This is a genomic window from Aliihoeflea sp. PC F10.4 (genome assembly GCF_054612275.1).
This window is the reverse complement of the sequence record NZ_JBTSWH010000001.1, coordinates 1,839,862-1,865,369: the sequence shown is the minus strand read 5'-3', so window position 1 is coordinate 1,865,369 and position 25,508 is coordinate 1,839,862. Positions and strand designations below refer to the sequence as shown.

The window sequence follows — 25,508 nt, the reverse complement described above, 5'->3', positions numbered from 1 at the left end:
ATCCTGACCGTGTTCGCCCGCCTTCTGATCGTCGCTTGCCTTACGATCTTTCCGCTCGTTGCGCAGGCCGCCGAGGAAATCCGCTCGTTCCGCTCCAACATCGAGGTCGGTGCTGACGGCGTCCTTCGCGTCAGCGAAGAGATCATCGTCAATGTCGAGGGGCAGGATATCTCGCGCGGCATCTTCCGCGATATCCCTCTGCGCTACGAGGACGCGAACGGGCGCATGCGCGAAGTCGGGCTGGACATTCTGTCGGTCACACGCGACGGCGCGCCTGAAAGCTACCGTGCCGAACGCGCGTCAGGCATGTTGCGAGTCCGGATTGGCGATGCCGACATGCTCCTTGCTCACGGCGTCCATACCTACGAAATCACCTATGAGACGACCCGCCAGATCCGGTTCTTCGACGATCACGACGAACTTTACTGGAACGTCACCGGAAATGGCTGGGATTTTCCGATCCTCGAAGCGACTGCCGATATCAGGTTGCCTGCGGGCGCCCGTACCGACGACGTCACGTTCTTTACCGGCCCCTATGGATCGACCGATCGGGACGCCAGCGCGCAGGTTCTGGACGGCGGGAATCGGATCGTTGTTACTGCTGATGGCCGGCTTGCTCCACGCGCGGGACTTACTGCCGTCGTCGCGATCCCCAAAGGCGTCATCGCGCCGCCTGGCCCGGAAGAAGAGCGTGCTTTCTGGTGGGACGATTATGGTGCATTGACCGTCGGCGGCATCGGGCTTGCGATCGTTCTTCTCTATTATTTCTGGGCGTGGAGCCGCGTCGGGCGCGATCCGCCCGCAGGCGTGATGGTCCCGCGTTGGACGCCGCCGGACGGCGTTTCGCCGGCGCTTATGAACTATATCGACAAGCGCGGATTTCGCGGACAGGGCTGGGATGCGTTCTCGGCGGCGGTCGTTGACTTGGCCATAAAGGGCCACGTCGAACTGGAGGATCTTGAACGCGATCTGACGATCCGTCGCAAAGGCTCCGGCATGCCATCAGGCCTTCCGGTCGGCGAGGCTGCGATTTTGAAAGAAATGCCCACCGATGGCGACACGCTGATGGTCGACAAAGCCAATGGCGAGCGTGTCCAGAAGACGGGCCGCGCCTTTCGCAGCGCCATCGAGAGCGAGCACCACACCAGTTTCTACCGCCACAACATATCCTACCTGATTGCGGGCGTGATCCTTTCGGTCCTGACCGTGCTGGCGATGATTGTCCTAACAGGGATGAGCGACGCGGTTATCACCGTGATGCTTGCCACTTCTCTGCTCTCGCTCATCATCGCTTATGGAGCGGTTCAGGTGGGGCGCAGCTTTTACAATGCACGCACCTTTGGGCAACGCATCATGGCCGTTGTCGCTGCTGGCTTCATGGCTTTTGTCGTGCAGACGATGATCTCGGGTGCGATTGGCGTCTTTCTGCCCTGGTGGCCGGACATCTCGGTCGTTGCGCCGTTTCTCGTCTATATCGCAATACTGACTGCCAACATCACCTTCTTCTTCCTGATGGGCGCGCCAACGCCGCTCGGACAAAAGAAGACGGAAGAGATTGCCGGTTTGCGGCACTATCTGACCGTTGCGGAAAAAGACCGGATGAACATGCAGGGCGCGCCCGAAATGTCGCCGAAGCATTTCGAGACGCTGCTGCCCTATGCCATGGCGCTCGGGGTGGAAAAGCCCTGGTCGAAGGCCTTCGATACGTGGCTTGCCGCAGCGATGGCGGCGGGCACCGTTGCCGGATATGTCGGTCCGAACTGGTATCATGGCCGGACGTTCAACGCCGGATCGATCGGTTCGGGGCTTGGCAGCATGGCGGATTCGATGGCGAAGAGCTTCACCGCGTCGCTTCCCGCGCCGAAGTCGTCCTCGTCCGGGTTTTCGAGCGGTGGCGGTTTTTCTGGTGGCGGCGGAGGCGGCGGCGGCGGTGGCGGTTGGTAATCAGCGCTGCGGTGCATGACAAACCGACTGCGTCTTGCTAGAGGCAGCGCAGTCAATCGAACACCAGTATCGCGAAGTCCCAATGCCTGACCTTCTTCTAGAACTCCGCTCGGAGGAAATTCCCGCTCGCATGCAGCGCAAGGCTGCCGGCGATCTGAAGAAGATGGTCGCGGACGGTCTGGTCGAGGCAGGCCTGACCTATGAGGCGGCAACCGAATACTGGACGCCGCGCCGCCTGACGCTCGATATTCGCGGTCTCACCGCGCGCTCGAAGGATGTGCGCGAAGAGATCAAGGGTCCGTCCGTATCCGCACCCGAACAGGCCGTTCAGGGCTTTTTGCGCAAGGCGGGCCTCACCGAAATTTCGCAGGCCCATACCCATACCGATCCGAAAAAGGGCGAATTCTACGTCGCCCATCTCGTGAAGCCCGGCCGTGCGGCGGAAGACATCATCGCCGAACTCGTGCCATCCGTGGTGCGCGCGTTCCCATGGCCGAAATCGATGCGCTGGGGGGCGGCCTCGGCGAAGCCGGGCGCTCTGCGCTGGGTGCGTCCGCTGCAATCGATCCTCTGCACGTTCGGTCCTGAAACCGAAGAGCCCATCGTGGTCGATTTCGAGATCGACGGCATTCGCTCGGGCAACGTCACTTACGGCCACCGCTTCCATGCACCCGAAGCGATCACCGTGCGCCGCTTCGACGATTACGTCGCCAAACTGGAAGCCGCGAAGGTCGTGCTCGACGCCGAGCGGCGCAAGCGCATCATTTTGGACGACGCCAAGAACCTCGCTTTCGCTTCCGGCCTCGATCTGGTCGAGGACGAGGGGCTTTTGGAAGAAGTGTCTGGTCTCGTCGAATGGCCGGTCGTCCTGATGGGCGAATTCGAGGAAGATTATCTGGCGATCCCGCCCGAAGTCATCCGGCTGACGATCCGCGCCAACCAGAAATGCTTCGTCGTGCGCCCGCAGGGCGAAAGCGATGCACTCGCCAACCGCTTCCTCCTCACCGCCAATATCGAGGCGACCGATGGTGGCAAGGAGATCGTTCACGGCAACGGCAAGGTCGTGCGTGCACGCCTGTCGGATGCAGTCCATTTCTGGAAGACCGATCAGTCCGACCTGCCGGACTTGAAAGATTTTGCAGCTTCTGCCGAAAAATTCGGTCTGGACCTCAAAAGGCCGCTCGACCAGCGCATGGCGCGTCTCGATCATCTGAACGTCACCTTCCACGCCAAGCTCGGCTCGCAGGGCGCGCGTGTTGAGCGTATCACTGCACTCGCCCGCGAACTTGCGTCGGTCGTTGGCGCGAACCCCGATCTGGCAGCCCGCGCGGCAGTGCTTGCCAAGGCGGATTTGCAGACTGAAATCGTCGGTGAATTCCCCGAACTGCAGGGCGCAATGGGCCGCAAATACGCGCTGCTGCAGGGCGAAGACGAGGCCGTCGCCGCTGCCATCGAGGATCACTACAAGCCGCAAGGCCCGTCCGATACCGTGCCGACCGACCCTGTCGCCATCGCCGTCGCGCTTGCCGACAAACTCGACACGCTCGTCGGCTTCTGGGCGATCGACGAAAAGCCGACCGGCTCGAAGGACCCTTATGCGCTGCGCCGTGCGGCGCTCGGTGTCATCCGCATCGTCGTGGAGAACGGCGTACATTTGCCGCTCACACGCGCATTCATGGACGGTGTCGAGATCGACCGCCAAACTGCGGCCGACCTACTCTCCTTCTTCCACGATCGGTTGAAGGTCTATATGCGCGACAAGGGCGCGCGGCACGACCTGATTGATGCGGTCATTTCGGATGAGGCTGACGACTTACTGTTAGTGACGTTGCGCGTGGCGGCACTCGGCATCTTCCTCGATTCCGACGACGGCAAAAACCTGCTTGCCGGAACCAAGCGGGCCGCGAACATTCTTGCTGCCGAGGAGAAGAAGGGGACTGCCGTCGCCGTATCCGTTGATCCCGTGCTTTTCCGTTTGCCGGAGGAAAGCGCGTTGCTCGACGCGGTGAATCAGGCTGAGAAGAACGCCGCTCAAGCGATTCAACAACAAGACTTTTCCGCCGCCATGCTGGCACTTTCTGGCCTGCGCGCGCCGGTTGATGCGTTCTTCGACGCGGTGCTGGTCAACGACGAGGATCAGGCTGTCCGGGCCAACCGACTCGCACTTTTGTCGCGCATCCGCTCGGCAACGGGCGCGGTCGCGGATTTCTCGAAGATCGCGGGCTGAGACGGACACAATCGAATTGGCCAAGATCGTAACAGGCAGTTCTGGTATCGGGCGAGCGGTCGAATTGCTGGCCGCCGGTGAAATTGTCGCGATTCCAACGGAAACGGTCTACGGGCTCGCTGCCGATGCAACCAGTGGCAAGGCGGTCGCGAAAATCTACGAGGCCAAGGGGCGACCGCGCTTCAATCCGCTCATCGTGCATGTCGCCGACATGAAAATGGCGTCGGACGTGGCGATCTTCGACACGGTCTCGCGCAAGCTTGCCGCCGCGTTCTGGCCCGGACCGCTCACCATCGTCCTGCCACTGCGTCTCGGTCATACTCTCCACGCGCTCGTATCGGCCGGTCTCGACACCGTCGGCCTGCGCATGCCCGACGGCCTCGCTCACGAAGTCATCGCCAAGCTCGATCGCCCGCTGGCAGCACCGAGCGCGAACTCGTCCGGGCGTATCAGCCCGACGACGGCGCAGGCGGTGTATGACGATCTAGCTGATCGCGTCCCGCTCGTGCTCGATGGCGGTGCGACACCGGTCGGAGTCGAATCGACCATCGTGAAAATCGAGGACGGATCGGTTCGCTTGCTCCGTCCCGGCGGTGTCGCCGCCGAAGACATCGAAGCCGTGATCGGCATGTCGCTGTCGCGCGGCGGTGAAGGCAAGATCGAAGCGCCCGGCATGCTGGCGTCGCATTACGCGCCTTCTGCGGTCGTGCGTCTTGACGTGACCGCGCTTCGGCCCGGCGAAGCGCTGCTTTCCTTCGGTAAATTCGCGATCTCCGGCAGTCCCGTCGCGACCCGCAACCTCTCGCCATCGGGCGATCTGCGCGAGGCCGCGGCGAATTTGTTTTCGTACCTCGCCGAACTCGATGCTTCGGGCGCCTCGACCATCGCAGTTGCGCCGATTCCGACCCACGGTCTTGGCGAAGCGATCAATGACCGTCTGCGCCGTGCCGCCGCGCCGCGTGACAACAGGACCGCGTCCGAATAGGTTTCGCGCATGTCGAATCCTGCTCTCGATCCTGAAATCGCCGCCCGTTTCATCGCCATTGTCGGAGACGCCCACGCCGTTACCGATGCGCATGAGATCGCACCATATCTGACCGAGCCGCGCGGGCGCTATGGTGGGATATCAAGTCTGGTTCTACGACCTGAAAATGTGGGTGAAATCTCGCAAATCCTGAAGCTTGCGAGTGAAACCGGAACCGCCATCGTGCCGCAGGGCGGCAATACGGGTCTCGTTGGCGCGCAGATGCCGGACCGGTCGGGAAATCAAGTCATCGTCTCGCTTGGCCGGTTGAACCGCATTCGCGAAATAGATCTGCAATCGAACACCATGACCGTCGAGGCTGGCGTCGTCCTCGAAACGATCCAGAATGCTGCCGATGACAAGGACCGACTGTTCCCGCTGTCGCTGGGGTCGCAGGGATCGTGCCAGATAGGCGGAAATCTTTCGTCCAATGCAGGCGGCACCGGCGTTCTGGCCTATGGCAACGCGCGCGAACTGTGTCTTGGCGTCGAGGTGGTGTTGCCGACCGGCGAGGTGCTGGACGATCTGCGCAAGCTGAAGAAGGACAATACGGGGTATGATCTAAAGAACCTGTTCGTTGGTGCGGAAGGCACGCTCGGCATCATCACCGCCGCAGTGCTCAAGCTGGTGCCGAAGCCGAAGGGCAGGGAGGTCGCTTGGATCGGCTTGTCCGATCCGAAAGCCGCGCTCAGTCTGTTCGCTGTCGCATCGAACGCGGCCGGAGCGAGCCTGACGGCGTTCGAACTGATGCAGAGGCGTGCCCTCGATTTCACGCTGACGCATATCCCGGACACCGCCAACCCGCTTCAGGGCGAACATGCGTGGCATGTGCTGATGGAAATCTCGTCTGGCCGCTCTGCGGACGACGCACGCGGCCTGATCGAGGAGATCGTCGGGGCAGGGCTGGAGAACGGCCTTGTGGAAAACGCCGTGCTGGCGATGAACCTTTCGCAGGCAGCGGACTTCTGGCGTCTTCGCGAATCCATGTCGGAAGCGCAAAAGCCCGAGGGCGGTTCGATCAAGCACGACGTTTCGGTGCCGATCGCTTTGATCCCGGAATTCATAGAGAAAGCCGCCGCTGCAATCCCGTCCGTCTTTCCTGGCGCGCGCATGGTCTGCTTCGGCCATATGGGCGACGGAAACCTGCATCTCAACGTCACGCAGCCCGAAGGCGCAGACAAGACGGAGTTTCTGTCTCATGACCGCGCCATGCATGATTCCGTCCACGCCATCGTGCGCACCATGAACGGCTCGATTTCAGCCGAGCACGGCATTGGCATCATGAAGCGGGACGAACTCATCTCCACCGCGCCGCCCGTGGCAATCGATCTGATGCGCCGTATCAAGGCGTCTTTCGATCCTGCCGGCATCATGAATCCGGGCAAGGTCATCTGATCGTCAACACATTCTTAGCGCAGGTTTCCCAATCCTTTCATATGGTTGGAAAGCGATAACCATCCCGCGCATCCAGACAAATTTAACCGAAAATCTAAGGCTCACGGTAAGGGGCCGCGCCTAGTCTCACACACAAGAGAGGCGGACGAACCGCCCGGAGGGATCGGGGATCAACCCCGGCTCTCAGGAAGAGACAGGAAGGCGCAAACATGAATACCGGGCTGAAACCCGCCTGGGCGGGCCGCGACATGCGGCTCGATCCCTTCAGGCTGCCGCAGACGACCAGCTACGCCACGCATGACGAGTTCGGCGACGTCGCGTTCGAGATCGAGCGTCGGCGCGTCACCATCCACCGCCTGCTCGAAAAGAGCCGTCTGCCGGTGACGGTCGTGCTGCCGGCGAACGCCTTCAAGGGCGTTGCCGCCCGTGCCATCGAGGACGGCGAGGGCGAAGTCACGGTCACGCTCGAACTGATGCATAACGACCCGATGTTGTCGGTGCCGCTGCTCGTCGCCCACGACCTCGACGATGTCGCCGCCGACTGGCGCGCCTGGGCCGAGGCTTATCAGCTTCCGATGCTTCTGGTCGAATCGGACGGTGTGGCGCGTTCGCTCGAGGAATCACTCGGGCAGGTCAAGACGGGACCGGCGGTAGACCGGCGCAAGCGCCGCCTTGCCGCTCAGCGCCGTCCGCGCTTTCTTGCCCGCCGCAAGTTTGGCAATCTGGGCATGCGGCTGGTCGTGGACGGCGACGAGATCATCGCCCGCCGTTGATTACCCGATCGACGCCGCGACGGCGCTTCCCAGCACCAGCCCGCCGAAGATCAGCCAGCCGACGGTCGAATTCGACCTGAAAAGCCTGAGGCACTGGTCGCCGTCATCGATATCGAGGACGGCGATTTGCCGCGCCATGTGCACGGCCGCCGCAGCCAGCCCGAGATAGGCAAGCCACGTTATTTCCGCCGTTGCGAACGCTGCGGCGAAAAGCACCAGCGCGCCCGAATAAAGCCCGACCAGCCACGCCTTTGTGTTGTCGCCGAAAAGCCGTGCCGTGGAGCGTACGCCGACGAGCGCGTCGTCCTCGCGGTCCTGATGCGCGTAGATCGTGTCGTAACCGATCACCCACAGGATCGAGCCGAGATAGAGCAGGGCCGGCGCAAGCGAGAGCGAGCCGAAATGCGCTGCCCAGCCCATCCACGCACCCCAGGAAAAGGCAAATCCCAAAAAGAGTTGCGGCCAGTCTGTGACTCTCTTCATGAAGGGATAGACGGCGACCGTCAAAAGCGATGCGACGCCCATGCCGACCGCGAACCAGTTGAACTGCAAGAGCACGATAAGCCCGACGAGGCACTGGCCGAACAGGAACGCCCAGGCCTGACGGCGCGTGACCTGACCGGATGGCAGCGGCCGCGAGCGCGTGCGCGCGACCATCTGATCGATGTTCTCGTCGACAATGTCGTTATAGGTGCAGCCCGCACCTCGCATGGCGACAGCGCCGATCAGGAACAAAACCAGATGCCACAGGGACGGCAACTGCGCCGCAACGGTCTGCCCCGGCTCGAAGAATGCCGCGCCCGCGAGCGCTGCCGACCACCAGCACGGCCACAGCAGAAGCCACCAGCCGATCGGACGGTCCCAGCGCGCGAGCTGTGCATAGGGCCAGAAGGACACGGGCAGAGCGCGATAGACCCAGTGGCCGGATGGGGCGTCGGCAACGCGTCCGCGCGTGCCTTTGGATTGTATGGTTTCCATGACGTTTCGATTGGCAGGCGCATGCAGGGGCGTCAAGCGCGGACTGGCAAACGCTGTTGCGCTACGATGATTTCGGTGGTTCGTTTTCGAAGCGAGCAGGAGGACGCGTTCATGAATGTCTGGGTATCCATGATTTTGATGGAAGGTGCCGACCCACGTCACGACAGGATCGTGCATGAGACGGCGGCGGAACGGCTGACGATCGTGTTCGTGCCCACACCGGAGGCTGCCGCGCAAACTGCCGACGAACTCGCAGCCGAAGGCGTCGAACTGATCGAGCTATGCGGTGGTTTCGGCCCTGAACTCGCTGCGCCCGTCATTCGTGCCGTCGCCGGACGCGCTGCGGTAGGCGTTGTCATGTTCGGTATCGAATCTCTCACGCAGGCAGCCGCTTACAAGGCAAAATTCGAAGCCGGGGACGGCTGACCTTGACCCTTCCGGCCTGACCGCCTAATCGCGGCCAACAGCGCAGCGAGGGAATTCTCATGAACGTACTTCTGATCGGTTCGGGCGGGCGCGAGCATGCGCTGGCATGGAAGATCGCAGCCTCGCCGATGCTGACGAAGCTTTACGCAGCGCCGGGCAATCCGGGCATCGCCGAGCATGCCGAGTGCGTCGTTCTCGATGCCGACGATCATGAAGCGGTCGCCTCCTTCTGCAAGCTGATGGCGATCGACCTCGTCGTCGTTGGGCCGGAAGCCCCGCTCGTTGCCGGCCTGGGCGACGTTCTGCGCGCGCATGATATCCGCGTTTTCGGACCCTCGGCAGCGGCTGCGCGCCTTGAAGGCTCCAAGGGTTTCACCAAGGATCTGTGCGCCCGCTATGACATTCCAACCGCTGCCTATGAGCGGTTCAACAATGCACCGAAGGCGAAAGCCTATATCCGCGCCCAAGGCGCGCCGATCGTCATCAAGGCGGACGGGCTGGCGGCCGGCAAGGGCGTTACCGTCGCCATGACGCTCGACGAGGCATTTGCTGCGATAGACGACTGTTTCGAGGGCGGTTTCGGCGAGGCTGGTGCGGAAGTGGTCGTCGAGGAGTTTCTCGAAGGCGAGGAAGCGTCGTTCTTCTGCCTTTGCGACGGCGTGACCGCCTTGCCCTTCGGCACTGCGCAGGATCACAAGCGCGTCGGCGATGGCGATACCGGGCCCAATACCGGCGGGATGGGCGCTTATTCTCCCGCCTCGGTCCTGACGCCCGAACTGGTCGATCAGGTGATGAAGACGATCATCGAACCGACGATGAAGGGCATGGCCGAGATGGGCGCGCCGTTCTCGGGCGTACTTTATGCTGGGCTGATGCTGACGGCGAACGGCCCCAAGCTGATCGAATACAATACCCGGTTCGGCGACCCCGAATGCCAGGTGTTGATGATGCGCTTGAAGGAAGATCTGCTGATTCTGCTTAACGCTGCCTCCGATGGCCAGCTTTCGCATATGTCGGCGCGCTGGCGCGACGAGGTCGCGCTTACCGTGGTGATGGCGGCGGAAGGGTACCCGGCAACGCCGAAGAAAGGCAGCGTCATCCGCGGCCTCGACAAGGTTGGCGACGAAGTCGAAGTCTTTCATGCAGGCACTGCCCGCAAGGACGGCGAGATCGTTGCCAATGGCGGCCGCGTCCTGAACGTCACCGCCATGGCGCCGACTGTCAGCGCGGCGCGTGAGAAAGCATACGCCGCCATCGACCGGATCGACTGGCCGGAGGGTTTTTACCGCCGCGATATCGGTTGGCGCGAAGTCGAGCGCGAAGGGCGCTGATCAGAACTCGAAGGGATCGTCGGCCGGCCGTTGCGGATAGGTTCCCGCTTCGCGACGACGTTGATGCTGTTTCAGTGCGCATTCTGCCGAGCACAAGATACCCTCGTCGCAGTAATAGGCGGGGCCTTGCTCGATCTGGCCATAATAATACGCGAATTGCTCGTCGCCGAAGCGGCGTCGGCAGACGACGCAGTGATTTGTCTCAGGGCGAGCGAGCATTTCAAGTCTCCATATTGCCGTGTCTAGTTAAGTCCGTTTGACGCTAACGTCAAAAAAATCTAGCTCTGGTCGACACGCTTTTTGAGCCGGAGGAAGCTTCATGTATCGCGCGCCCGTCGACGACATCGCATTCACCCTGAAAAAGGTGGCAGGGTTGAAACCGGCGCTCGACGAAGGTCGGTTCGGCGATCTGTCCGAGGATCTGGTCGACGCGATATTGGGCGAGGCCGGTCGCTTCGCAAGTGAGGAACTCAGCCCTCTTTACAAGGTCGGTGACGAAATCGGCGCGGTCCATTCCGATGCCGCCGTTACCACGCCGCCCGGCTGGAAAGAGGCCTACCGCCATTGGATCGAAGGTGGCTGGAATGGGCTGTCCGGCCCGGAAGAATATGGTGGTCAGGGCCTGCCGGTCATGCTCGCAATGGCGGCGATGGAGATGTGGAATTCGGCGTCCATCGCTTTCGCGCTTTGCCCGACGCTGACGCAGGGTGCGGTCGAAGCCATCGAGGCGCACGGCTCCGACGCGTTGAAGGCCGCCTATCTGGAAAAGCTCGTTTCTGGCGAATGGACGGGCACGATGAACCTGACCGAGCCGCAGGCCGGCTCCGACCTTGCCGCCTTGCGCACGCGTGCGACGCGCACCGACGACGGTACCTACCGCATCTTCGGGCAGAAGATTTTCATCACCTATGGCGAGCACGATTATACGGACAACATCGTCCATCTCGTGCTTGCGCGCCTGCCTGATGCACCGGCCGGAACGCGCGGCATTTCCCTTTTTCTCGTGCCGAAATTCCTTGTCGATAAGGATGGTTCGCTCGGGCGGCGCAATGACGTGTTCTGCGCATCCATCGAGGAAAAGCTTGGTATACACGCCTCGCCGACCTGCACGATGATCTTCGGCGACGGTTTCGTCGGAGGAGAGGAAAAAGGGGCCGTAGGCTATCTTATTGGCGAGGAAAATCGTGGCCTCGCGGGCATGTTCACAATGATGAACAATGCGCGTCTTTCGGTCGGGATCGAGGGCGTTGCGGTTGCCGAAGCCGCGTTTCAAAAGGCGCACGCCTACGCGCTTGAGCGCCGGCAGGGCAAGGCGAAGGACTATGCGGGCGATGGCATGGCACCGATCGTCCATCACCCGGACGTGCAGCGCAATCTCCTCACCATGAAGGCGCTGACCCAGATTTCTCGCGCGATCTGCTATTCCTGCGCGCATGCGATCGACATGAGCCGGCGAACGGAAGGTGACGACGCACGCTTTTGGGCCGATCGCGCGGGCCTTTTGACTCCTGTTGCCAAGGCATTCTCGACCGATATCGGCGTCGAAATGGCGTCCGTCGGTTTGCAGGTTCATGGTGGCATGGGCTTCATCGAGGAGACGGGTGCTGCCGGGCTTTACCGCGATGCGCGCATTGCACCGATCTACGAGGGAACAAACGGCATCCAGGCCATCGACCTCGTGACCCGCAAGCTGCCGCTCGGCAGCGGCAATGCCGTCATGCGCTACATCGACGAGCTTCATGCAGACATCGAGAGCGTGCGCACGTCCAACCGCGATGGTTTCGGGGCGACCGCCGAAAAATGCGATGCGGCGCTCAACGATCTGTCGGAAGCGACCGCATGGTTGCAGGCTGCTCTTGAAGCAGGCCGGACGGAAGACGCGCTCGCGGGCGCAACGCCTTATCTGCGGCTCTTCGCGTTGGCCGCAGGCGGTGCGTATCTGGCGCGTGGCGCGGTTGCGGACGAAAGCGACAAGCGCATCGCGCTTTGCCGATTCTATGCCGAAAACCTCATTGAGGAGACGGCGGCACTGCGACGTCGCGTGATGGAAGGCGCATCGAGCCTGCATGAAGCCGCAGCAGCACTTGTTGCCTGAGGAGCGAGCATGATGCCAAAAAGCGGTCACCGGTTTTCGGGCAACATCATGCTCGAATCAGAGGAAAAAGCATGAGCGAACATATCCAGATCGAGCGGCGCGGCGCGGTCCAGTCCATCCGCATGAACCGTCCGGACAAGAAGAACGCGATCACGCGCGCGATGTACGCGGCGATGGCAAAGGCTCTGACCGATGGCGATGCCGACCCGGACATCCGCTGCCATGTCATTCTCGGCGTGCCCGGCGCGTTCTCGTCGGGCAACGATCTTGCCGACTTCATGGCGGTCGCCACCGGAGGCGAGGGCGGTCGCGAAGTCTACGATTTCCTGCTGGCATTGGCGAAGGCGCAAAAGCCCATTGTCTCCGGAGTCGATGGTATCGCCGTCGGCATTGGCACGACGATCAATTTGCACTGCGATCTGACCTTCGCGACGCCGCGCACCGAATTTCGCACGCCCTTCGTCGATCTGGGATTGGTGCCGGAGGCAGGCTCCAGCCTGCTCGCGCCTTTCGTCATTGGCCGTCAACAGGCATTCGCGCTTCTGGGGCTGGGCGAAGGGTTTTCCGCCGAGCGAGCGAGGGAAGCTGGCCTGATCTATGCTGTCGTGGCGGATGCCGATCTGGAAGACGCCGTCTTCGCGGCCGCTGAACGCATCGCGTCCAAACCGCCGCAAGCGTTGAAGATCGCGCGCGATTTCCTGCTCGGCGACCGCGCGACGCTCATCGAACGGATAGAGGCGGAAGGCGTGGCTTTCCGCGAACGCCTGAAATCCGACGAGGCCCGCAATGCCTTCGTCGCGTTCATGAACCGGAAGAAATAGGCGTCACGGATAAAGCCGCGATTTCGCCCAGCCGTCTCCATCGCGCCGGAACTGCGCCCGGTCGTGCAGACGAAACGGGCGGTCGGCCCAAAACTCGATCTCGACCGGTTTGATACGGAAACCCGACCAGTGTGACGGGCGCGGAATGTCGCCGATCGCATATTTCGCCGTATATTCGGCGACCGCTTTTTCGAGCGCGAAGCGGCCTTCGAGCGGGCGCGATTGGGCCGAAGCCCATGCGCCGATGCGGCTGCCGCGCGGGCGGCTCGCATAATAGGCGTCGGCTTCCGCGTCTGTCACGCTCTCCACCGGGCCGCGCACGCGTACCTGACGACGCAAGCTCTTCCAGTGAAAGCACATGGCTGCCTTCATGGAGCCGAGGATTTCGCCGCCCTTGGCGCTTTCGTAGTTCGTGTAGAAAACGAAGCCCTGTTCGTCGAAACCCTTGAGCAGAACCATGCGCACGTTCGGCAGGCCGTCCTTATCGACAGTTGCGAGCGCGACAGCGTTGGGATCGTTGATCTCGGCCTCGCCGGCGTCCTTCAGCCACTGGGCAAAAAGCGCGTATGGCTCATTTTCCTGCGTGAAATCAGTTGTTAACCCAGTTTGCGACATTGTACGCCTCCGCGCATGAATATTGGCTGGAGATGACGCATTGTTGCATCCGTTGCAAGCGATGGCGATAACGCTGCGGCGCTGTGCGCCCGCATTCGCTTGCGCTCTGGTCGTTACCGCATGCGGATCGCGCGGCGTCACGCTCGACGATATTGCCAAGGACACATCGATCATCACCGGCTCGGTTTCGTCGTCCGCAAAGCCCAAGGACGACACGGAAATCTCCGATGCGACGACGATCCGCAACGTCGTCTCGTCGCTCGATCTCGACGCCGGCGCTCCTGCGATGCTCGCATGGGCGAATGCCGAAACGGGCTCGCGCGGCGCTTTGAGCGCTATCAGCGAACACGAGGAAAGCGGGATGCGTTGCCGCCGGTTCGAAGCGACGCGCGAGAGTTTCGACGGCGTTGCGCTTTATCATGGCGAATCATGCCTCGCCTCGGGCGGTATCTGGGCGATGACGGCCTTCGACCGTCTCTAAGCTCTGGAATATCACGCGCTTCGTGATCATATAGAACCGACACGACATCACTCTCGGGCAGGCAATCAAGATGCGCGATCCCTACTCGGTGCTGGGCGTTGCCAAGAACGCCTCGGCCAAGGACATCAAGTCGGCTTTCCGCAAGCTGGCGAAAAAACATCACCCGGATCAAAACCCGGAAGATCCGAAAGCGGCGGAGCATTTCGCCGAGGCGAATCAGGCCTACGAAATCGTCGGCGACGAGGAAAAGCGGGCTCAGTTCGATCGCGGCGAGATCGACGCGACCGGAAAGCCACGCTTTACAGGTTTCGAGGGCGCGGCCGGCGGCGGCGATCCGTTCGGCGGCTTTCGCCGGGCCGGCGGCGGTCCGGGAAACGCGCATTTCGAGTTTCGCAATGCAGGTGGCGGCGGAGCCGATCCCTTTGGCGATGGCGACGATATCTTCAGCCACATTTTCGGGCAGGCGTTTCGCCAGCAGGGTGCCGGTGCTCAAGGGGGCGCGGGACGACGCAGCCAGCCGCGAGGTGCGGATTTTTCGGCGACACTCGATGTCTCTATCGAAGACATCGCCACGGCTGCGAAAGTCACGGCAATATTTCCCGACGGTCGCCGGATCGCCGTCAAGCTGCCCACTTTCGTGGAGGACGGTCAGACGATCCGCCTGAAAGGGCAGGGCGAACAGGTCACGCTTGGCCAGCCTGGCGACGCGCTCGTCAAGCTTCGGTTAAAACCGCATCCGCGTTATCGCATCGAAGGGCGCGACCTGCATGTCGACCTGCCGGTGCAACTGGAAGATGCCGTTCTCGGTGAGAAGCTTGCGGTGGAAACGCCGACAGGCCGGCTCGCCGTTGCGATTCCGGCATGGTCGAGTTCGGACAAGCGCCTGCGCCTCAAGGGCAAGGGACTGCCGCTGAAGCAGGGCGGCCATGGCGACCTCTACGTTCATGTCGCGATCATGCTGCCGGCCGACCAGGATGAAGACCTCGAAGCGCTGATGCGCGCGCGCCGCGCGTCGTGATCCGTACCGTTGCGGCTTGAAGCCGCACACCCTCTATGCGATAGGCTCGGGCTGAGAGCATGGTGCAGCCAAGCGGAATCGCTTGGCGTCGCAGACATGCGGTTAAACATCGATTAGACCAAGATGTCGTCCGAAAACCGGTTCCCCCACTTTTCGGCATCATGGTCTAAGTGACTTGTGCCGAGGAAATGACATGGCAGGTGGAAACGGTTTGATGGCTGGCAAGCGCGGCCTCATCATGGGCGTCGCGAACAACCGTTCGATCGCTTGGGGTATCGCCAAGGCTTGTGCTGATCAAGGTGCCGAATTGGCCTTCACCTGGCAGGGCGACGCCCTGAAGAAGCGAGTCGAGCCGCTTGCGGCCGAACTCGGCGCATTGATGGCCGGTCATTGCGATGTGACCGACATGGCGTCGATCGACGCCGTCTTCGCAGAAATCGAAAAGAAATGGGGCAAGCTCGACTTCCTCGTCCACGCGATCGGCTTTTCCGACAAGGACGAACTCGTCGGCCGCTATGTCGACACCTCGCATGCGAATTTCCTGCGTACGATGGACGTCTCTGTTTATTCCTTCACGGCTGTCGCCCAGCGCGCCGAGAAGCTGATGGCCGATGGCGGCTCGATGCTGACCATGACCTATTACGGCGCCGAAAAGGTCATGCCGAACTACAACGTCATGGGTGTGGCGAAAGCCGCTCTCGAAGCGTCGGTGCAGTATCTGGCCGTCGATCTTGGGCCGAAGAACATTCGCGTCAATGCGATTTCGGCCGGCCCCATCAAGACGCTCGCCGCTTCCGGCATCGGCGATTTCCGCTACATCCTGAAGTGGAACGAGTATAACGCACCGCTGCGCCGCACCGTGACGATCGACGAAGTCGGACAGTCCGGCGTCTATCTCCTGTCGGACATGTCCGCCGGCATGACGGGCGAAGTGCTGCATGTCGATTCGGGCTATCACGTCGTCGGCATGAAGGCCGTCGACGCGCCGGACATCGCCACCGTCAAGGACTGATCTTCCTCGCAAGTCATGGGGATTCGACCCGGCACGCCTTGCCGTGCCGGGAGTGGACACGCTAAACGCGGGTCATGGCGACGATCAGCTACTTCATCCGGCATGGGCAGACCGACTGGAATGCCACTTTGCGCCTGCAGGGGCAGGCCGACACCGATCTGAACGCGCTCGGGCGCGCACAGGCGGATCGCAACGGTCAAAGATTGGGCGAAATCCAGCCCGATGTCGCCTCGTTCCGTTTTGTCGCAAGCCCCCTCAAGCGAACCTGCGAAACGATGGAGCGCGTCAGGCTGGGAGCAGGCCTTGCGCGGCGCGGCTATCTCACGGACCCGCGCCTGATGGAGCTCAATTTCGGTGACTGGCAGGGCTACACTATGGCCGAGGTCGAGGCTCGCTCGCCTGGCGCGACGGCACGGCGCGACGCTGACAAATGGCATTTCCTGCCGCCGGGCAGTGCTGCGGAAAGCTATGAGGGCTTGACGGCGCGCTTTCGCCCCTTCTTCGACGAGATAGACCAGCCGACCGTTTGCGTGACGCATGGCGGCATCATCCGCGCGCTGTTCCGCCTTAAAGGTGGAATGGACGCGGACGAGGCGGCTATGCTGGAGATACCGCAGGACCGCATTTTACGCTGGGACGGCGAAAGGCTGGAGTGGCTTTAGAGGAGCCGGGCTTCAGTTCCCCAAATCCACATCGGTGATCTGGTTCTGGCCTTCGATTTCCTCATAGGCCAGAAAGACGTCCATTCCTTCCGACAGGGAGTCGACGTCGAACTCGCCGGGAAGCCTGTACGTATTGCCGTTTTCCAGCGTGATCGTCATCGTTTCGCGATCGATCTGGGCGATCGCGCCTTCATCGTTTGCTGCAAGGACGGCAGTCGCGAACAGGGCCATCGCGGCAACGAGCGGGGTGAAAAGGCGCATGGGCGGATCTCCGAATCGGTCTTTCATCGACAAGTCGGCGATTGCCGCTTGTGGACGAGGCTAGGTTCGTTGAACAGAAACAATGTGTCAAAACTCCGCGTGGTTTGACCGGCCGCCCAAACGCCAATAGAAGCAGCGCGACGGGCAGGAAACGGGCAATGTCGCACAACACGTTCGGGCATCTTTTTCGCGTGACGACTTGGGGCGAAAGCCATGGCGCGGCCATCGGCTGCGTCGTCGACGGCTGCCCGCCCGGCATTCGCTTCAAGCTCGCCGATATTCAGGCCGATCTCGATCGTCGCCGACCTGGCAAGTCGCGTTTCGTCACGCAGCGTCAGGAACCCGATCAGGTCCGCATTCTTTCCGGTATTCTGGAAGATGGCGACGAACTGATCACGACCGGCACGCCCGTTTCGATGCTGATCGAGAACGTCGATCAGCGCTCGAAGGATTATGGCGAGATCGCGCGGCAATACCGGCCGGGCCATGCCGATTATACCTATGACGTGAAATACGGTCTGCGCGATTATCGCGGCGGTGGCCGCTCGTCGGCCCGCGAAACGGCGGCGCGTGTGGCGGCTGGAGCGCTTGCCCGCAAGGTCGTGCCCGGGCTCAAGGTTCGCGGTGCGCTGGTCTCCGTCGGTGTGAAGGACATCGATCGCGCGAACTGGAATTGGGAATTCGTTGATTCCACTGACAATCCGTTCTTCACGCCCGATCCGGCTTCCGTGCCTGTTTTTGAAACCTATCTCGATGGTATCCGCAAAGCGGGTTCTTCGGTCGGCGCGATTGTCGAGATCGTCGCCGACGGCGTGCCTGCCGGACTCGGCGCACCGATTTACGCCAAGCTCGATCAGGACATCGTATCCGGCCTGATGTCGATCAACGCCGTCAAGGGCGTCGAGATCGGCAACGGCTTCGAAGCGGCGCGCATCACCGGCGAGGAAAACGCTGACGAGATGCGCACGGGCAATGACGGTCCGCGTTTCCTGTCCAATAAGGCGGGCGGCATCCTCGGTGGCATTTCAACCGGCCAGCCGGTTATCGCCCGTTTCGCCGTCAAGCCGACCTCGTCGATCCTTGCCACGCGCCAGTCGCTCGATGTGGATGGCAACGAGGTCGATGTGCGCACGAAGGGCCGTCACGATCCGTGCGTCGGCATCCGTGCCGTGCCGATCGGCGAGGCGATGGTGGCCTGCGCAATCGCCGATCACTATCTCCGCCATCGCGGCCAGACTGGTCGCATTTAGCCAAGGTTCGAGTTCCCCATGCCCTACGACCAGCAGAAAATCGTCGAAGCCATCCGCGCGTTCGAAAAGGGCGAGATCGTCGTCGTCATGGATGATGATGGGCGCGAGAACGAGGGCGACCTGATCGTCGCCGCCGTTCATTGCACGCCCGAGAAGATGGCGTTCATCGTGCGCCACACTTCCGGCATCGTCTGCACGCCGATGACGCGCGAGGATGCCAAGCGCCTGAACCTTAACCCGATGGTTGCCGACAACGACGCCCCGCATTCCACAGCATTCACCGTCTCGGTCGATTTCAAGCATGGCACGACGACGGGTATCTCCGCCGACGACCGGACGCTGACCGTTCGCAACCTCGCCAACGGCAATGTCGGCGCGTCGGACTTCGTGCGCCCCGGCCATATCTTTCCGTTGGTCGCACGTGAAGGCGGCGTTCTCATGCGTTCAGGCCATACGGAAGCTGCCGTCGATCTTTGCAAGCTCGCTGGCCTGCCGGCAGTGGGCGTGATCTGCGAACTCGTCAACGACGACGGCTCGGTCATGCGTGGCCCGCAGGTGCAGGAATTCGCGCGCAAGAACGGTCTGAAGGAAGTCTCCGTCGCAGATCTTATCGCCTATCGTCAGCGTCAGGAAACGCTGATCGAGCGTATCAACGATTTCGAGATCGACACGCCGGCCGGCAAGGCCCGGGCGCTGACCTATCGCCTGCCGTGGGAAACCATGCACCATCTTGCCATCGTCTATGGCGACATTCGCGACGGACGCGACGTGCCGGTGCGTCTGCACATCGAGGATGTGGTGACGGACGTGTTCGGTCCTCGTACGGCGCTTGAAGGCGCCATTTCGCGTTTTGGCCAAGAACGCGGCGTGCTGGTCTATCTTCGCGAAGGGTCCGTCGGCGTCGGTCATACGCACCGCAGCCGAACGCAGGGTAGCGATGCCGAAGCGCATGAAGAGGCGTTGCGCCGCGAAGACGAATGGCGCGAAATCGGCCTTGGCGCGCAGATATTGCGCGATCTCGGCATCTCCTCGATCAAGCTTCTGTCGTCGCGCACCCGCCACTATGTCGGCCTCGAAGGCTTCGGCATCGAGATCGCCTCGACCGAGATCGTCGAATCCTGATCGTTGTTGATCGTGGTCTTCAAAATGGAGCAGGGCGTGGCCATGCGTCCTGATTGACCCTATATCGGGGCATGGTTACACGTCTTTACACGCATCCCATCTATCTCGAGCATCTGACGCCCGCCGGCCATCCGGAGCGTCCGGACCGGCTGCGCGCGCTCGAACGCGCATTGGTGGAAGAGACATTTGATGCACTGGACCGTCAGCTCGCGCCGATGGGCGATCTTGGAACGGTGCTCTACGCGCACCCCCAGGAATATGTCGACAACATCCGCGCTTTGATACCCACAGAGGGATTGGCGCGGATCGACGGCGACACATCCGTCAGCCCGAAAAGCCTTGAAGCTGCGCTCACCGCCGTCGGCGCGGCGAACGCCGCTGTCGATGACGTGTTCGCGGGCAGGGCGGACAATGTCTTCGTCGCCTCGCGCCCGCCCGGCCACCACGCCGAAAAGGCCACGGCGATGGGCTTTTGCCTGTTCAATAACGCGGCGATCGCTGCCCGCCATGCGCAAAAAGCGCATAATGTCGAGCGCGTCGCCATCATCGACTGGGACGTTCACCACGGCAACGGCACGCAGGACATCTTTTATGACGATCCGTCGGTGCTCTATTGCTCGACGCACCAGATGCCGCTTTATCCCGGCACCGGGGCAAAGTCGGAAACGGGTGCCGGAAACATCGTCAACGCCCCGCTCGACCCCGGCACAGGCGGCGAAATCTTCCGTGAAGCGTTCAATTCGCGTGTTTTGCCTGCCATCGATGCGTTCCGGCCGGACCTGATCATCATATCGGCAGGCTTCGACGCGCACCGGCTCGATCCGCTCGCCGAGATCAATCTCATCGAGGACGATTTCGACTGGGCGACCGGCGAACTGATGGACCGTGCCGGGCGTTTTTCGAACAATCGCCTCGTTTCGCTGCTCGAAGGCGGTTACGACCTCGAAGGACTGGCCTTTTCCGCCGCCGCCCATATTGCCCGCCTGATGAAGGGATAATCATGACCGAAACCACCGAAATCGCGAACGCGGACATCAAGGCGTTGAGCTTCGAGCAGGCGCTGGAAGCCTTGGAGCGTATCGTGGACGATCTGGAACGCGGCGATGTGCCGCTCGACCAGTCCATTCGCATCTATGAGCGCGGCGAAGCCCTCAAAGCCCACTGCGACCAGTTGTTGAAGGCAGCCGAGGACAAGGTTGAAAAGATTCGCCTTTCCCGCGACGGCAAGCCAGTTGGAACGGAGCCGCTCGACGGAGAATAGCATTGAGCGAGGTCAAGCTGGCGGCTTCCGCCTGTCGAGAATCTGGCGATTGCGCGTCGAAAGGCTGTTTGGTTGAAGAGGTGGCAAGGTGCGCATTCCCTTGCCGTAGGGCCGAACGCATTTACTTTCGCTGGCCAAGCCACTATCTCCCACGCAACGTGTGACGAGAAAAAATGGCTCAATTCAAATCCCCGCCCGACACGCCGCTTCTGGATCAGGTCAAGGTTCCGGCCGACCTGCGCCGCCTGAAAGAGGGCGAACTGCCGCAGCTTGCCGACGAGTTGCGCCAGGAAATGATCGACGCCGTCTCGCAGACCGGCGGTCATCTGGGAGCGGGCCTCGGTGTTGTCGAACTGACCGTCGCGTTGCATTACGTCTTTGACACGCCCGACGACCGGATCATCTGGGATGTTGGCCATCAGGCCTATCCGCACAAGATACTGACCGGCCGCCGCGACCGGATTCGCACGCTTCGGCAGGAAAACGGTCTTTCCGGGTTCACCAAGCGTTCGGAAAGCGAATACGATCCTTTCGGCGCGGCGCATTCCTCGACGTCGATTTCGGCCGGTCTCGGAATGGCCGTCGCGCGTGACCTTGCGGGCGGCGCAAACAATGTCATCGCGGTTATCGGTGACGGTGCGATGTCGGCCGGAATGGCCTATGAGGCGATGAACAATGCCGGCGCGCTCGACGCGCGGCTGATCGTTATCCTCAACGACAACGACATGTCGATCGCTCCGCCGTCCGGTGCAATGAGCCATTATCTGGCGCGCCTCGCATCGGGCTCGACCTATGCCGGCATCCGCGATTTCGGCAAGAAGCTGACAGGGTATCTGGGCAAGCGCGCCGACAAGGCGATTTCACGTGCCGTGGAGCATGCGCGCGGCTATGTGACCGGCGGCACGCTTTTCGAGGAACTCGGCTTCTTTCATATCGGTCCCATCGATGGGCACAATCTGGAGCATCTCGTTCCGGTCCTGAAGAATGTCCGCGACAACGGCAATGGCCCGGTCCTGATCCATGTCGTGACCAAGAAGGGCAAGGGTTACGCGCCTGCCGAGGCCGCTGCCGACAAGTATCACGGCGTTTCGAAATTCGACGTTATTTCCGGCGCGCAAGCAAAGGCTCCCGCCAACGCACCGTCCTACACGAAGGTCTTTGCCGACGCGCTGGTGCAGGAAGCGCAGGAGGACGACAAGATCGTCGCGGTGACAGCCGCAATGCCCTCCGGCACCGGGCTCGACACCTTCGGCAAGGCGTTTCCGGAGCGCACTTTCGATGTCGGTATTGCCGAGCAGCACGGCGTCACCTTTGCCGCCGGTTTGGCAACCGAGGGCTACAAGCCCTTCGCCACCATCTACTCCACCTTCCTCCAGCGCGCTTACGATCAGGTCGTCCACGACGTTGCGATCCAGAAGCTGCCGGTGCGCTTTCCGATCGATCGTGCCGGGTTCGTCGGCGCGGACGGCGCCACACATTGCGGCGCGTTCGACGTGACCTACCTTGCTTCGCTGCCCGGCTTCGTGGTTATGGCCGCCGCGGACGAGGCGGAACTGAAGCATATGGTGCGCACCGCCGCCGCCTATGATGACGGCCCGATCTCGTTCCGCTATCCGCGCGGCAACGGCGTCGGTGTCGACATGCCTGAACGCGGCGAGATTTTGGAAATCGGCAAGGGCCGCATTCTCAAGCAGGGAACGAAGGTCGCGCTTTTGTCATTCGGCACGCGATTGGCCGATTGCCTGCTGGCGGCTGAGGAACTGGATGCCGCCGGCCTGTCGACCACGGTCGCGGATGCGCGCTTCGCCAAGCCCCTCGACGAGGCTATGGTTCGCCGTCTGGCGCGCGAACACGAAGTGCTGATTACGGTCGAGGAAGGCGCGATTGGCGGATTCGCCAGCCACGTCCTGCATTTCCTCGCGCATGACGGCCTGCTCGAAACCGGCATCAAGGTGCGCCCTCTGATCCTTCCGGACGAGTTCACGGATCACGCCAAGCCGGAAAAGATGTATGCCGACGCCGGCCTCGATTCGGTCGGCATCGTCCGCACGGTCTTTGCCGCGCTCGGGCGCGGCACGACCGCCGCCACCGCGTGAGCGCGCAAAAACTTCGCCTCGATGAATTGCTGGTGGTGCGTGGCATCTTCGACTCGCGCTCGCGGGCGCGCGACGCGGTTTTGCGCGGTACGGTCACTGTCGACGGCGTAGCTTCGAAAAAACCCGGTGCGACTTTTCCCGATGGCGTTTTGCTGTCGGTGGACGATCCGGCGCGTAGCTATGTATCGCGGGCCGCGCTGAAACTCGTCCATGGGCTCGACACGTTCGGTTTCGATCCGACAGAGGCAACGGCGCTCGATGTCGGAGCATCGACCGGCGGCTTTACGCAGGTTCTGCTGGAGCGCGGTGCGGCGCGTGTTTTCGCTGTCGATGTCGGCCACGGCCAGTTAGACAAATCGCTGGATGTCGATCCGCGCGTGACCTCCATTGAGGGGGTGAATGCGCGTGATCTGACATCCGCCACACTTGCAGGTGTGGCTCCCGATTTCCTCGTCTCCGACGTCTCCTTCATCTCGCTGAAACTGGCGCTGCCGCCCGCGCTCGACCTGGCGGTGCCCGGCGCGCGGGGCGTCTTTCTGGTCAAGCCGCAATTCGAGGCGGGCCGCGAGGCCATCGGCAAGGGAGGCCTCTTGCGCGATCCGTCAGATGCCGAACGGGTGGCAAATGACTTGCGCGACTGGCTGGATACGCGCGCCGGTTGGTCCGTGATCGGCCTCGTCCCATCCCCGATTGAAGGCGGCGACGGCAACCGCGAATTTCTTCTGGCCGGGGTGAAAGACCGATGAGCGCCGTTTTGACCATCGATCACCTTGGCGCGCAGGGCGACGGCGTGGCCGCGACCCCGTCCGGTCAGGTCTTCGTGCCTTTTACGTTGCCGGGCGAGCGCGTCACGGTCTCGGTCGGCAAGGGCAGGGGCGATCTGCTCGCCATCCTCGACGCGTCGCCCGAACGCGTCGATCCCGCCTGCCGCCATTTCGGCACGTGCGGCGGTTGCGCGCTTCAGCATATGGAAATGTCCGCCTATCTCGGCTGGAAGCGCGACAAGGTTATCGCAGCGCTGAAGGGCAGGGGCATCGACGATCCGGTCGCGGAAATCATTGCTTGCGCGCCCCATTCGCGCCGCCGCGTCGTTTTCGCCGTTCGGCGCACAGAGCGCGCCATGCTCCTCGGCTACAATCAGGCGCTGTCGCATCAGATCGTCGATATCGCCGAATGCCCGATTTCCGTTCCCGCTATCGTCGATGCATTGCCGAGCTTGCGCGAACTGTCGCGTATCGTGTGCAGCACGGGAGATGCTTTCCGTATGTCCGTGACCGCAACGGCGAGCGGCCTCGATATCGAATTTCGCGACAGCGGCAAGCTTGCAGACACGGCCCGACATGCAGCTTCGCGCTACACGCTCGAGGCCGGGTTCGCCCGAGTCAGCGTTGACGGCGAGATCGTCATTGAACCGGTCAAGCCGATGCTTCCGGCCGGCGACGTTCCGGTCGAATTGCCGCCCGGCGCGTTCGTTCAAGCGGTGGCGTCTGCCGAACAGGCGATGTCCGATATCGTCGCCGACCATCTGCGCCGCGCGAAGAACGTCGCAGACCTTTTCTGCGGATGGGGCACGTTCGCGCTGCGACTTGCCAAGCGCTCTCAGGTCCACGCCGTCGAGGCGGACCAGCCCGCGCTCGACGCGCTCGACCGTGCCTTTCGCTTCGGTGAAGGATTGAAGCGCGTGACGACGGAAAAGCGCGACCTTTTCCGCCGGCCGCTGACCTTCAAGGAACTGGACGCCGGCTTCGACGGTCTCGTCTTTGACCCGCCACGCGCGGGCGCAGAAGATCAGGCAAAGCAGATCGCACGCTCGAAAGTGCCTTATGTAGCGGCCGTCTCCTGCAATCCGGTGACGCTGGCGCGCGATCTGGAAATCCTGATCGCAGGCGGCTACGCGCTCAAATCCGTCACGCCGGTCGACCAGTTTTTGTGGTCGGCTCATGTCGAGACCGTTGCGCTTCTCGAAAAGCCGAAGAAGCGGCGCTAACCGTTTAGAATCGTTTCCACGAATGCCGGCACGATCTCCGTCGCCTTGCCGTAATGCGCCTCGGCGAAATGGCTTCGTCCTTCGGACGGCTCCAGATTGAGCTCGACCGTATGTGCGCCGGCGAATTTTGCTTCTTCCACGAAACCGGCCGCAGGGTAGACGTTGCCGCTCGTGCCGATCGAGACGAACAGGTCGCTGAGCGCAATTGCGGCCGAGATGCGCTCCATCTGATAAGGCATTTCGCCGAACCACACGACATCCGGGCGCATATGGCCGGTTCCGCCGCATGCCTCGCAGACGGAAAACGCATCCATGTCGTCGAGCCAAGGATGTTTTGCGCCGCAACGTGCGCATAGCGCGCGGGAAAGCTCGCCGTGCATGTGGATCATCCGCGTCGAACCGGCACGTTCGTGCAAATCGTCGATGTTCTGCGTGACGAGAAGGACATTGCCCGGAAACTCGCGTTCAAGCCTTGCGAGCGCGAAATGCGCGGCGTTCGGCTCGATGCCTTTCAGCCCACGCCGCCGCTCGTTGTAGAATTCGTGAACGAGCACCGGATTGCGCGCGAAGCCTTCCGGTGTCGCCACGTCGCGATAATCGACCTTCGACCAGATGCCGCCTTCGTCGCGAAAGGTGTCGACGCCCGATTCGGCGGAAATTCCAGCACCTGTCAGGATCACGATACGGGAGGGTTTGTCTGTCATAGGCTTGAAATAATCCGCTATTGAG

The 25,508-nt window shown here is 62.0% G+C and carries 25 protein-coding genes; 20 read left to right on the top strand and 5 right to left on the bottom strand.

The window, feature by feature from the left end; genetic code table 11:
* Nucleotides 1–9 precede the first annotated feature (9 nt).
* The 5 genes from ACX82Z_RS09385 (at nt 10) to ACX82Z_RS09365 (ending at nt 7,363) form a co-directional block, all read left to right on the top strand.
* Nucleotides 10–1,944 (top strand): DUF2207 domain-containing protein, encoded by a 1,935-nt coding sequence (locus ACX82Z_RS09385; protein WP_459588180.1) that lies wholly within the window; start codon nt 10–12, stop codon nt 1,942–1,944.
* 82 nt (nt 1,945–2,026) lie between these two features.
* On the top strand, nt 2,027–4,171 hold the full coding sequence (gene glyS / locus ACX82Z_RS09380) for a glycine--tRNA ligase subunit beta (RefSeq protein ID WP_459588179.1): 2,145 nt from the start codon (nt 2,027–2,029) through the stop codon (nt 4,169–4,171).
* Nucleotides 4,172–4,187: 16 nt separating this feature from the next.
* The gene (locus ACX82Z_RS09375) at nt 4,188–5,156 is read left to right on the top strand and encodes an L-threonylcarbamoyladenylate synthase (RefSeq protein WP_459588177.1); all 969 of its coding nucleotides are present in this window, start codon (nt 4,188–4,190) and stop codon (nt 5,154–5,156) included.
* 9 nt (nt 5,157–5,165) lie between these two features.
* Complete coding sequence (locus ACX82Z_RS09370) at nt 5,166–6,590, top strand: FAD-binding oxidoreductase (protein ID WP_459588174.1); 1,425 nt, start codon at nt 5,166–5,168, stop codon at nt 6,588–6,590.
* A 209-nt stretch (nt 6,591–6,799) separates the two neighbouring features.
* Nucleotides 6,800–7,363 (top strand): DUF6101 family protein, encoded by a 564-nt coding sequence (locus ACX82Z_RS09365; protein WP_459588172.1) that lies wholly within the window; start codon nt 6,800–6,802, stop codon nt 7,361–7,363.
* Here ACX82Z_RS09365 and ubiA read toward each other — a convergent pair whose 3' ends face one another.
* The gene (ubiA, locus tag ACX82Z_RS09360) at nt 7,364–8,341 is read right to left on the bottom strand and encodes a 4-hydroxybenzoate octaprenyltransferase (protein WP_459588171.1); all 978 of its coding nucleotides are present in this window, start codon (nt 8,339–8,341) and stop codon (nt 7,364–7,366) included.
* Nucleotides 8,342–8,452: 111 nt separating this feature from the next.
* Here ubiA and ACX82Z_RS09355 point away from each other — a divergent pair, with 111 nt between their 5' ends.
* A complete protein-coding gene (locus tag ACX82Z_RS09355) occupies nt 8,453–8,767 on the top strand; it encodes a DUF6506 family protein (RefSeq protein ID WP_459588168.1) in 315 nt (104 codons plus the stop codon).
* Between the two features lie 59 nt (nt 8,768–8,826).
* Entirely contained in the window at nt 8,827–10,098 is a 1,272-nt protein-coding gene (gene purD, locus ACX82Z_RS09350) for a phosphoribosylamine--glycine ligase (RefSeq protein ID WP_459588166.1), read from the top strand.
* Here purD and ACX82Z_RS09345 read toward each other — a convergent pair whose 3' ends face one another.
* Entirely contained in the window at nt 10,099–10,317 is a 219-nt protein-coding gene (locus tag ACX82Z_RS09345; protein ID WP_459588163.1) for a hypothetical protein, read from the bottom strand.
* A 100-nt stretch (nt 10,318–10,417) separates the two neighbouring features.
* Here ACX82Z_RS09345 and ACX82Z_RS09340 point away from each other — a divergent pair, with 100 nt between their 5' ends.
* Both ACX82Z_RS09340 and ACX82Z_RS09335 read left to right on the top strand, forming a co-directional pair.
* Nucleotides 10,418–12,193: an acyl-CoA dehydrogenase gene (locus tag ACX82Z_RS09340; RefSeq protein ID WP_459588161.1), complete on the top strand. Its 1,776-nt coding sequence runs from the start codon at nt 10,418–10,420 to the stop codon at nt 12,191–12,193.
* A gap of 71 nt (nt 12,194–12,264) precedes the next feature.
* Nucleotides 12,265–13,014 (top strand): crotonase/enoyl-CoA hydratase family protein, encoded by a 750-nt coding sequence (locus ACX82Z_RS09335; protein WP_459588158.1) that lies wholly within the window; start codon nt 12,265–12,267, stop codon nt 13,012–13,014.
* A gap of 3 nt (nt 13,015–13,017) precedes the next feature.
* Here the strand turns inward: ACX82Z_RS09335 and pdxH are convergent, their stop codons facing one another.
* Nucleotides 13,018–13,650 (bottom strand): pyridoxamine 5'-phosphate oxidase, encoded by a 633-nt coding sequence (gene pdxH / locus ACX82Z_RS09330; RefSeq protein ID WP_459911686.1) that lies wholly within the window; start codon nt 13,648–13,650, stop codon nt 13,018–13,020.
* Between the two features lie 22 nt (nt 13,651–13,672).
* On the opposite strand from pdxH, the gene ACX82Z_RS09325 reads away from it, so the two are divergent.
* The 4 genes from ACX82Z_RS09325 (at nt 13,673) to ACX82Z_RS09310 (ending at nt 16,802) form a co-directional block, all read left to right on the top strand.
* The gene (locus ACX82Z_RS09325; RefSeq protein WP_459588156.1) at nt 13,673–14,110 is read left to right on the top strand and encodes an RT0821/Lpp0805 family surface protein; all 438 of its coding nucleotides are present in this window, start codon (nt 13,673–13,675) and stop codon (nt 14,108–14,110) included.
* Nucleotides 14,111–14,180: 70 nt separating this feature from the next.
* Entirely contained in the window at nt 14,181–15,128 is a 948-nt protein-coding gene (locus ACX82Z_RS09320) for a DnaJ C-terminal domain-containing protein (protein ID WP_459588154.1), read from the top strand.
* Between the two features lie 193 nt (nt 15,129–15,321).
* Entirely contained in the window at nt 15,322–16,140 is an 819-nt protein-coding gene (gene fabI, locus ACX82Z_RS09315; protein ID WP_459588152.1) for an enoyl-ACP reductase FabI, read from the top strand.
* A 74-nt stretch (nt 16,141–16,214) separates the two neighbouring features.
* A complete protein-coding gene (locus ACX82Z_RS09310) occupies nt 16,215–16,802 on the top strand; it encodes a histidine phosphatase family protein (protein WP_459588151.1) in 588 nt (195 codons plus the stop codon).
* Between the two features lie 12 nt (nt 16,803–16,814).
* On the opposite strand, the gene ACX82Z_RS09305 is transcribed toward ACX82Z_RS09310, so the two are convergent.
* The gene (locus ACX82Z_RS09305) at nt 16,815–17,063 is read right to left on the bottom strand and encodes a DUF1344 domain-containing protein (protein ID WP_459588149.1); all 249 of its coding nucleotides are present in this window, start codon (nt 17,061–17,063) and stop codon (nt 16,815–16,817) included.
* Nucleotides 17,064–17,221: 158 nt separating this feature from the next.
* Here ACX82Z_RS09305 and aroC point away from each other — a divergent pair, with 158 nt between their 5' ends.
* From aroC to ACX82Z_RS09270, 7 genes are all read left to right on the top strand, one after another.
* On the top strand, nt 17,222–18,313 hold the full coding sequence (gene aroC, locus ACX82Z_RS09300; RefSeq protein WP_459588147.1) for a chorismate synthase: 1,092 nt from the start codon (nt 17,222–17,224) through the stop codon (nt 18,311–18,313).
* Nucleotides 18,314–18,331: 18 nt separating this feature from the next.
* Complete coding sequence (ribB, locus tag ACX82Z_RS09295; RefSeq protein WP_459588145.1) at nt 18,332–19,435, top strand: 3,4-dihydroxy-2-butanone-4-phosphate synthase; 1,104 nt, start codon at nt 18,332–18,334, stop codon at nt 19,433–19,435.
* Between the two features lie 71 nt (nt 19,436–19,506).
* A complete protein-coding gene (locus ACX82Z_RS09290) occupies nt 19,507–20,433 on the top strand; it encodes a histone deacetylase family protein (protein WP_459588144.1) in 927 nt (308 codons plus the stop codon).
* Between the two features lie 2 nt (nt 20,434–20,435).
* Nucleotides 20,436–20,696 (top strand): exodeoxyribonuclease VII small subunit, encoded by a 261-nt coding sequence (locus tag ACX82Z_RS09285; protein WP_459588142.1) that lies wholly within the window; start codon nt 20,436–20,438, stop codon nt 20,694–20,696.
* 173 nt (nt 20,697–20,869) lie between these two features.
* Entirely contained in the window at nt 20,870–22,792 is a 1,923-nt protein-coding gene (gene dxs / locus ACX82Z_RS09280; protein ID WP_459588140.1) for a 1-deoxy-D-xylulose-5-phosphate synthase, read from the top strand.
* Entirely contained in the window at nt 22,789–23,538 is a 750-nt protein-coding gene (locus tag ACX82Z_RS09275; protein WP_459588139.1) for a TlyA family RNA methyltransferase, read from the top strand. Before dxs ends, ACX82Z_RS09275 begins: the two co-directional genes overlap by 4 nt.
* Nucleotides 23,535–24,779: a class I SAM-dependent RNA methyltransferase gene (locus ACX82Z_RS09270; RefSeq protein WP_459588137.1), complete on the top strand. Its 1,245-nt coding sequence runs from the start codon at nt 23,535–23,537 to the stop codon at nt 24,777–24,779. Before ACX82Z_RS09275 ends, ACX82Z_RS09270 begins: the two co-directional genes overlap by 4 nt.
* Here the strand turns inward: ACX82Z_RS09270 and ACX82Z_RS09265 are convergent.
* Nucleotides 24,776–25,483: an NAD-dependent deacylase gene (locus ACX82Z_RS09265; RefSeq protein WP_459588136.1), complete on the bottom strand. Its 708-nt coding sequence runs from the start codon at nt 25,481–25,483 to the stop codon at nt 24,776–24,778. The genes ACX82Z_RS09270 and ACX82Z_RS09265 overlap by 4 nt on opposite strands.
* Between the last annotated feature and the right edge of the window lie 25 nt (nt 25,484–25,508).

Coding starts and splice junctions, on each gene's coding strand:
- glyS (WP_459588179.1), top strand. CDS start 2,027: ATGCCTGACCTTCTTCTAGAACTCCGCTCGGAGGAAATTCCCGCTCGC.
- ACX82Z_RS09370 (WP_459588174.1), top strand. CDS start 5,166: ATGTCGAATCCTGCTCTCGATCCTGAAATCGCCGCCCGTTTCATCGCC.
- ACX82Z_RS09365 (WP_459588172.1), top strand. CDS start 6,800: ATGAATACCGGGCTGAAACCCGCCTGGGCGGGCCGCGACATGCGGCTC.
- ubiA (WP_459588171.1), bottom strand. CDS start 8,341: ATGGAAACCATACAATCCAAAGGCACGCGCGGACGCGTTGCCGACGCC.
- ACX82Z_RS09355 (WP_459588168.1), top strand. CDS start 8,453: ATGAATGTCTGGGTATCCATGATTTTGATGGAAGGTGCCGACCCACGT.
- purD (WP_459588166.1), top strand. CDS start 8,827: ATGAACGTACTTCTGATCGGTTCGGGCGGGCGCGAGCATGCGCTGGCA.
- ACX82Z_RS09345 (WP_459588163.1), bottom strand. CDS start 10,317: ATGCTCGCTCGCCCTGAGACAAATCACTGCGTCGTCTGCCGACGCCGC.
- ACX82Z_RS09340 (WP_459588161.1), top strand. CDS start 10,418: ATGTATCGCGCGCCCGTCGACGACATCGCATTCACCCTGAAAAAGGTG.
- ACX82Z_RS09335 (WP_459588158.1), top strand. CDS start 12,265: ATGAGCGAACATATCCAGATCGAGCGGCGCGGCGCGGTCCAGTCCATC.
- ACX82Z_RS09320 (WP_459588154.1), top strand. CDS start 14,181: ATGCGCGATCCCTACTCGGTGCTGGGCGTTGCCAAGAACGCCTCGGCC.
- fabI (WP_459588152.1), top strand. CDS start 15,322: ATGGCAGGTGGAAACGGTTTGATGGCTGGCAAGCGCGGCCTCATCATG.
- ACX82Z_RS09310 (WP_459588151.1), top strand. CDS start 16,215: ATGGCGACGATCAGCTACTTCATCCGGCATGGGCAGACCGACTGGAAT.
- ACX82Z_RS09305 (WP_459588149.1), bottom strand. CDS start 17,063: ATGCGCCTTTTCACCCCGCTCGTTGCCGCGATGGCCCTGTTCGCGACT.
- aroC (WP_459588147.1), top strand. CDS start 17,222: ATGTCGCACAACACGTTCGGGCATCTTTTTCGCGTGACGACTTGGGGC.
- ribB (WP_459588145.1), top strand. CDS start 18,332: ATGCCCTACGACCAGCAGAAAATCGTCGAAGCCATCCGCGCGTTCGAA.
- ACX82Z_RS09290 (WP_459588144.1), top strand. CDS start 19,507: ATGGTTACACGTCTTTACACGCATCCCATCTATCTCGAGCATCTGACG.
- ACX82Z_RS09285 (WP_459588142.1), top strand. CDS start 20,436: ATGACCGAAACCACCGAAATCGCGAACGCGGACATCAAGGCGTTGAGC.
- dxs (WP_459588140.1), top strand. CDS start 20,870: ATGGCTCAATTCAAATCCCCGCCCGACACGCCGCTTCTGGATCAGGTC.
- ACX82Z_RS09270 (WP_459588137.1), top strand. CDS start 23,535: ATGAGCGCCGTTTTGACCATCGATCACCTTGGCGCGCAGGGCGACGGC.
- ACX82Z_RS09265 (WP_459588136.1), bottom strand. CDS start 25,483: ATGACAGACAAACCCTCCCGTATCGTGATCCTGACAGGTGCTGGAATT.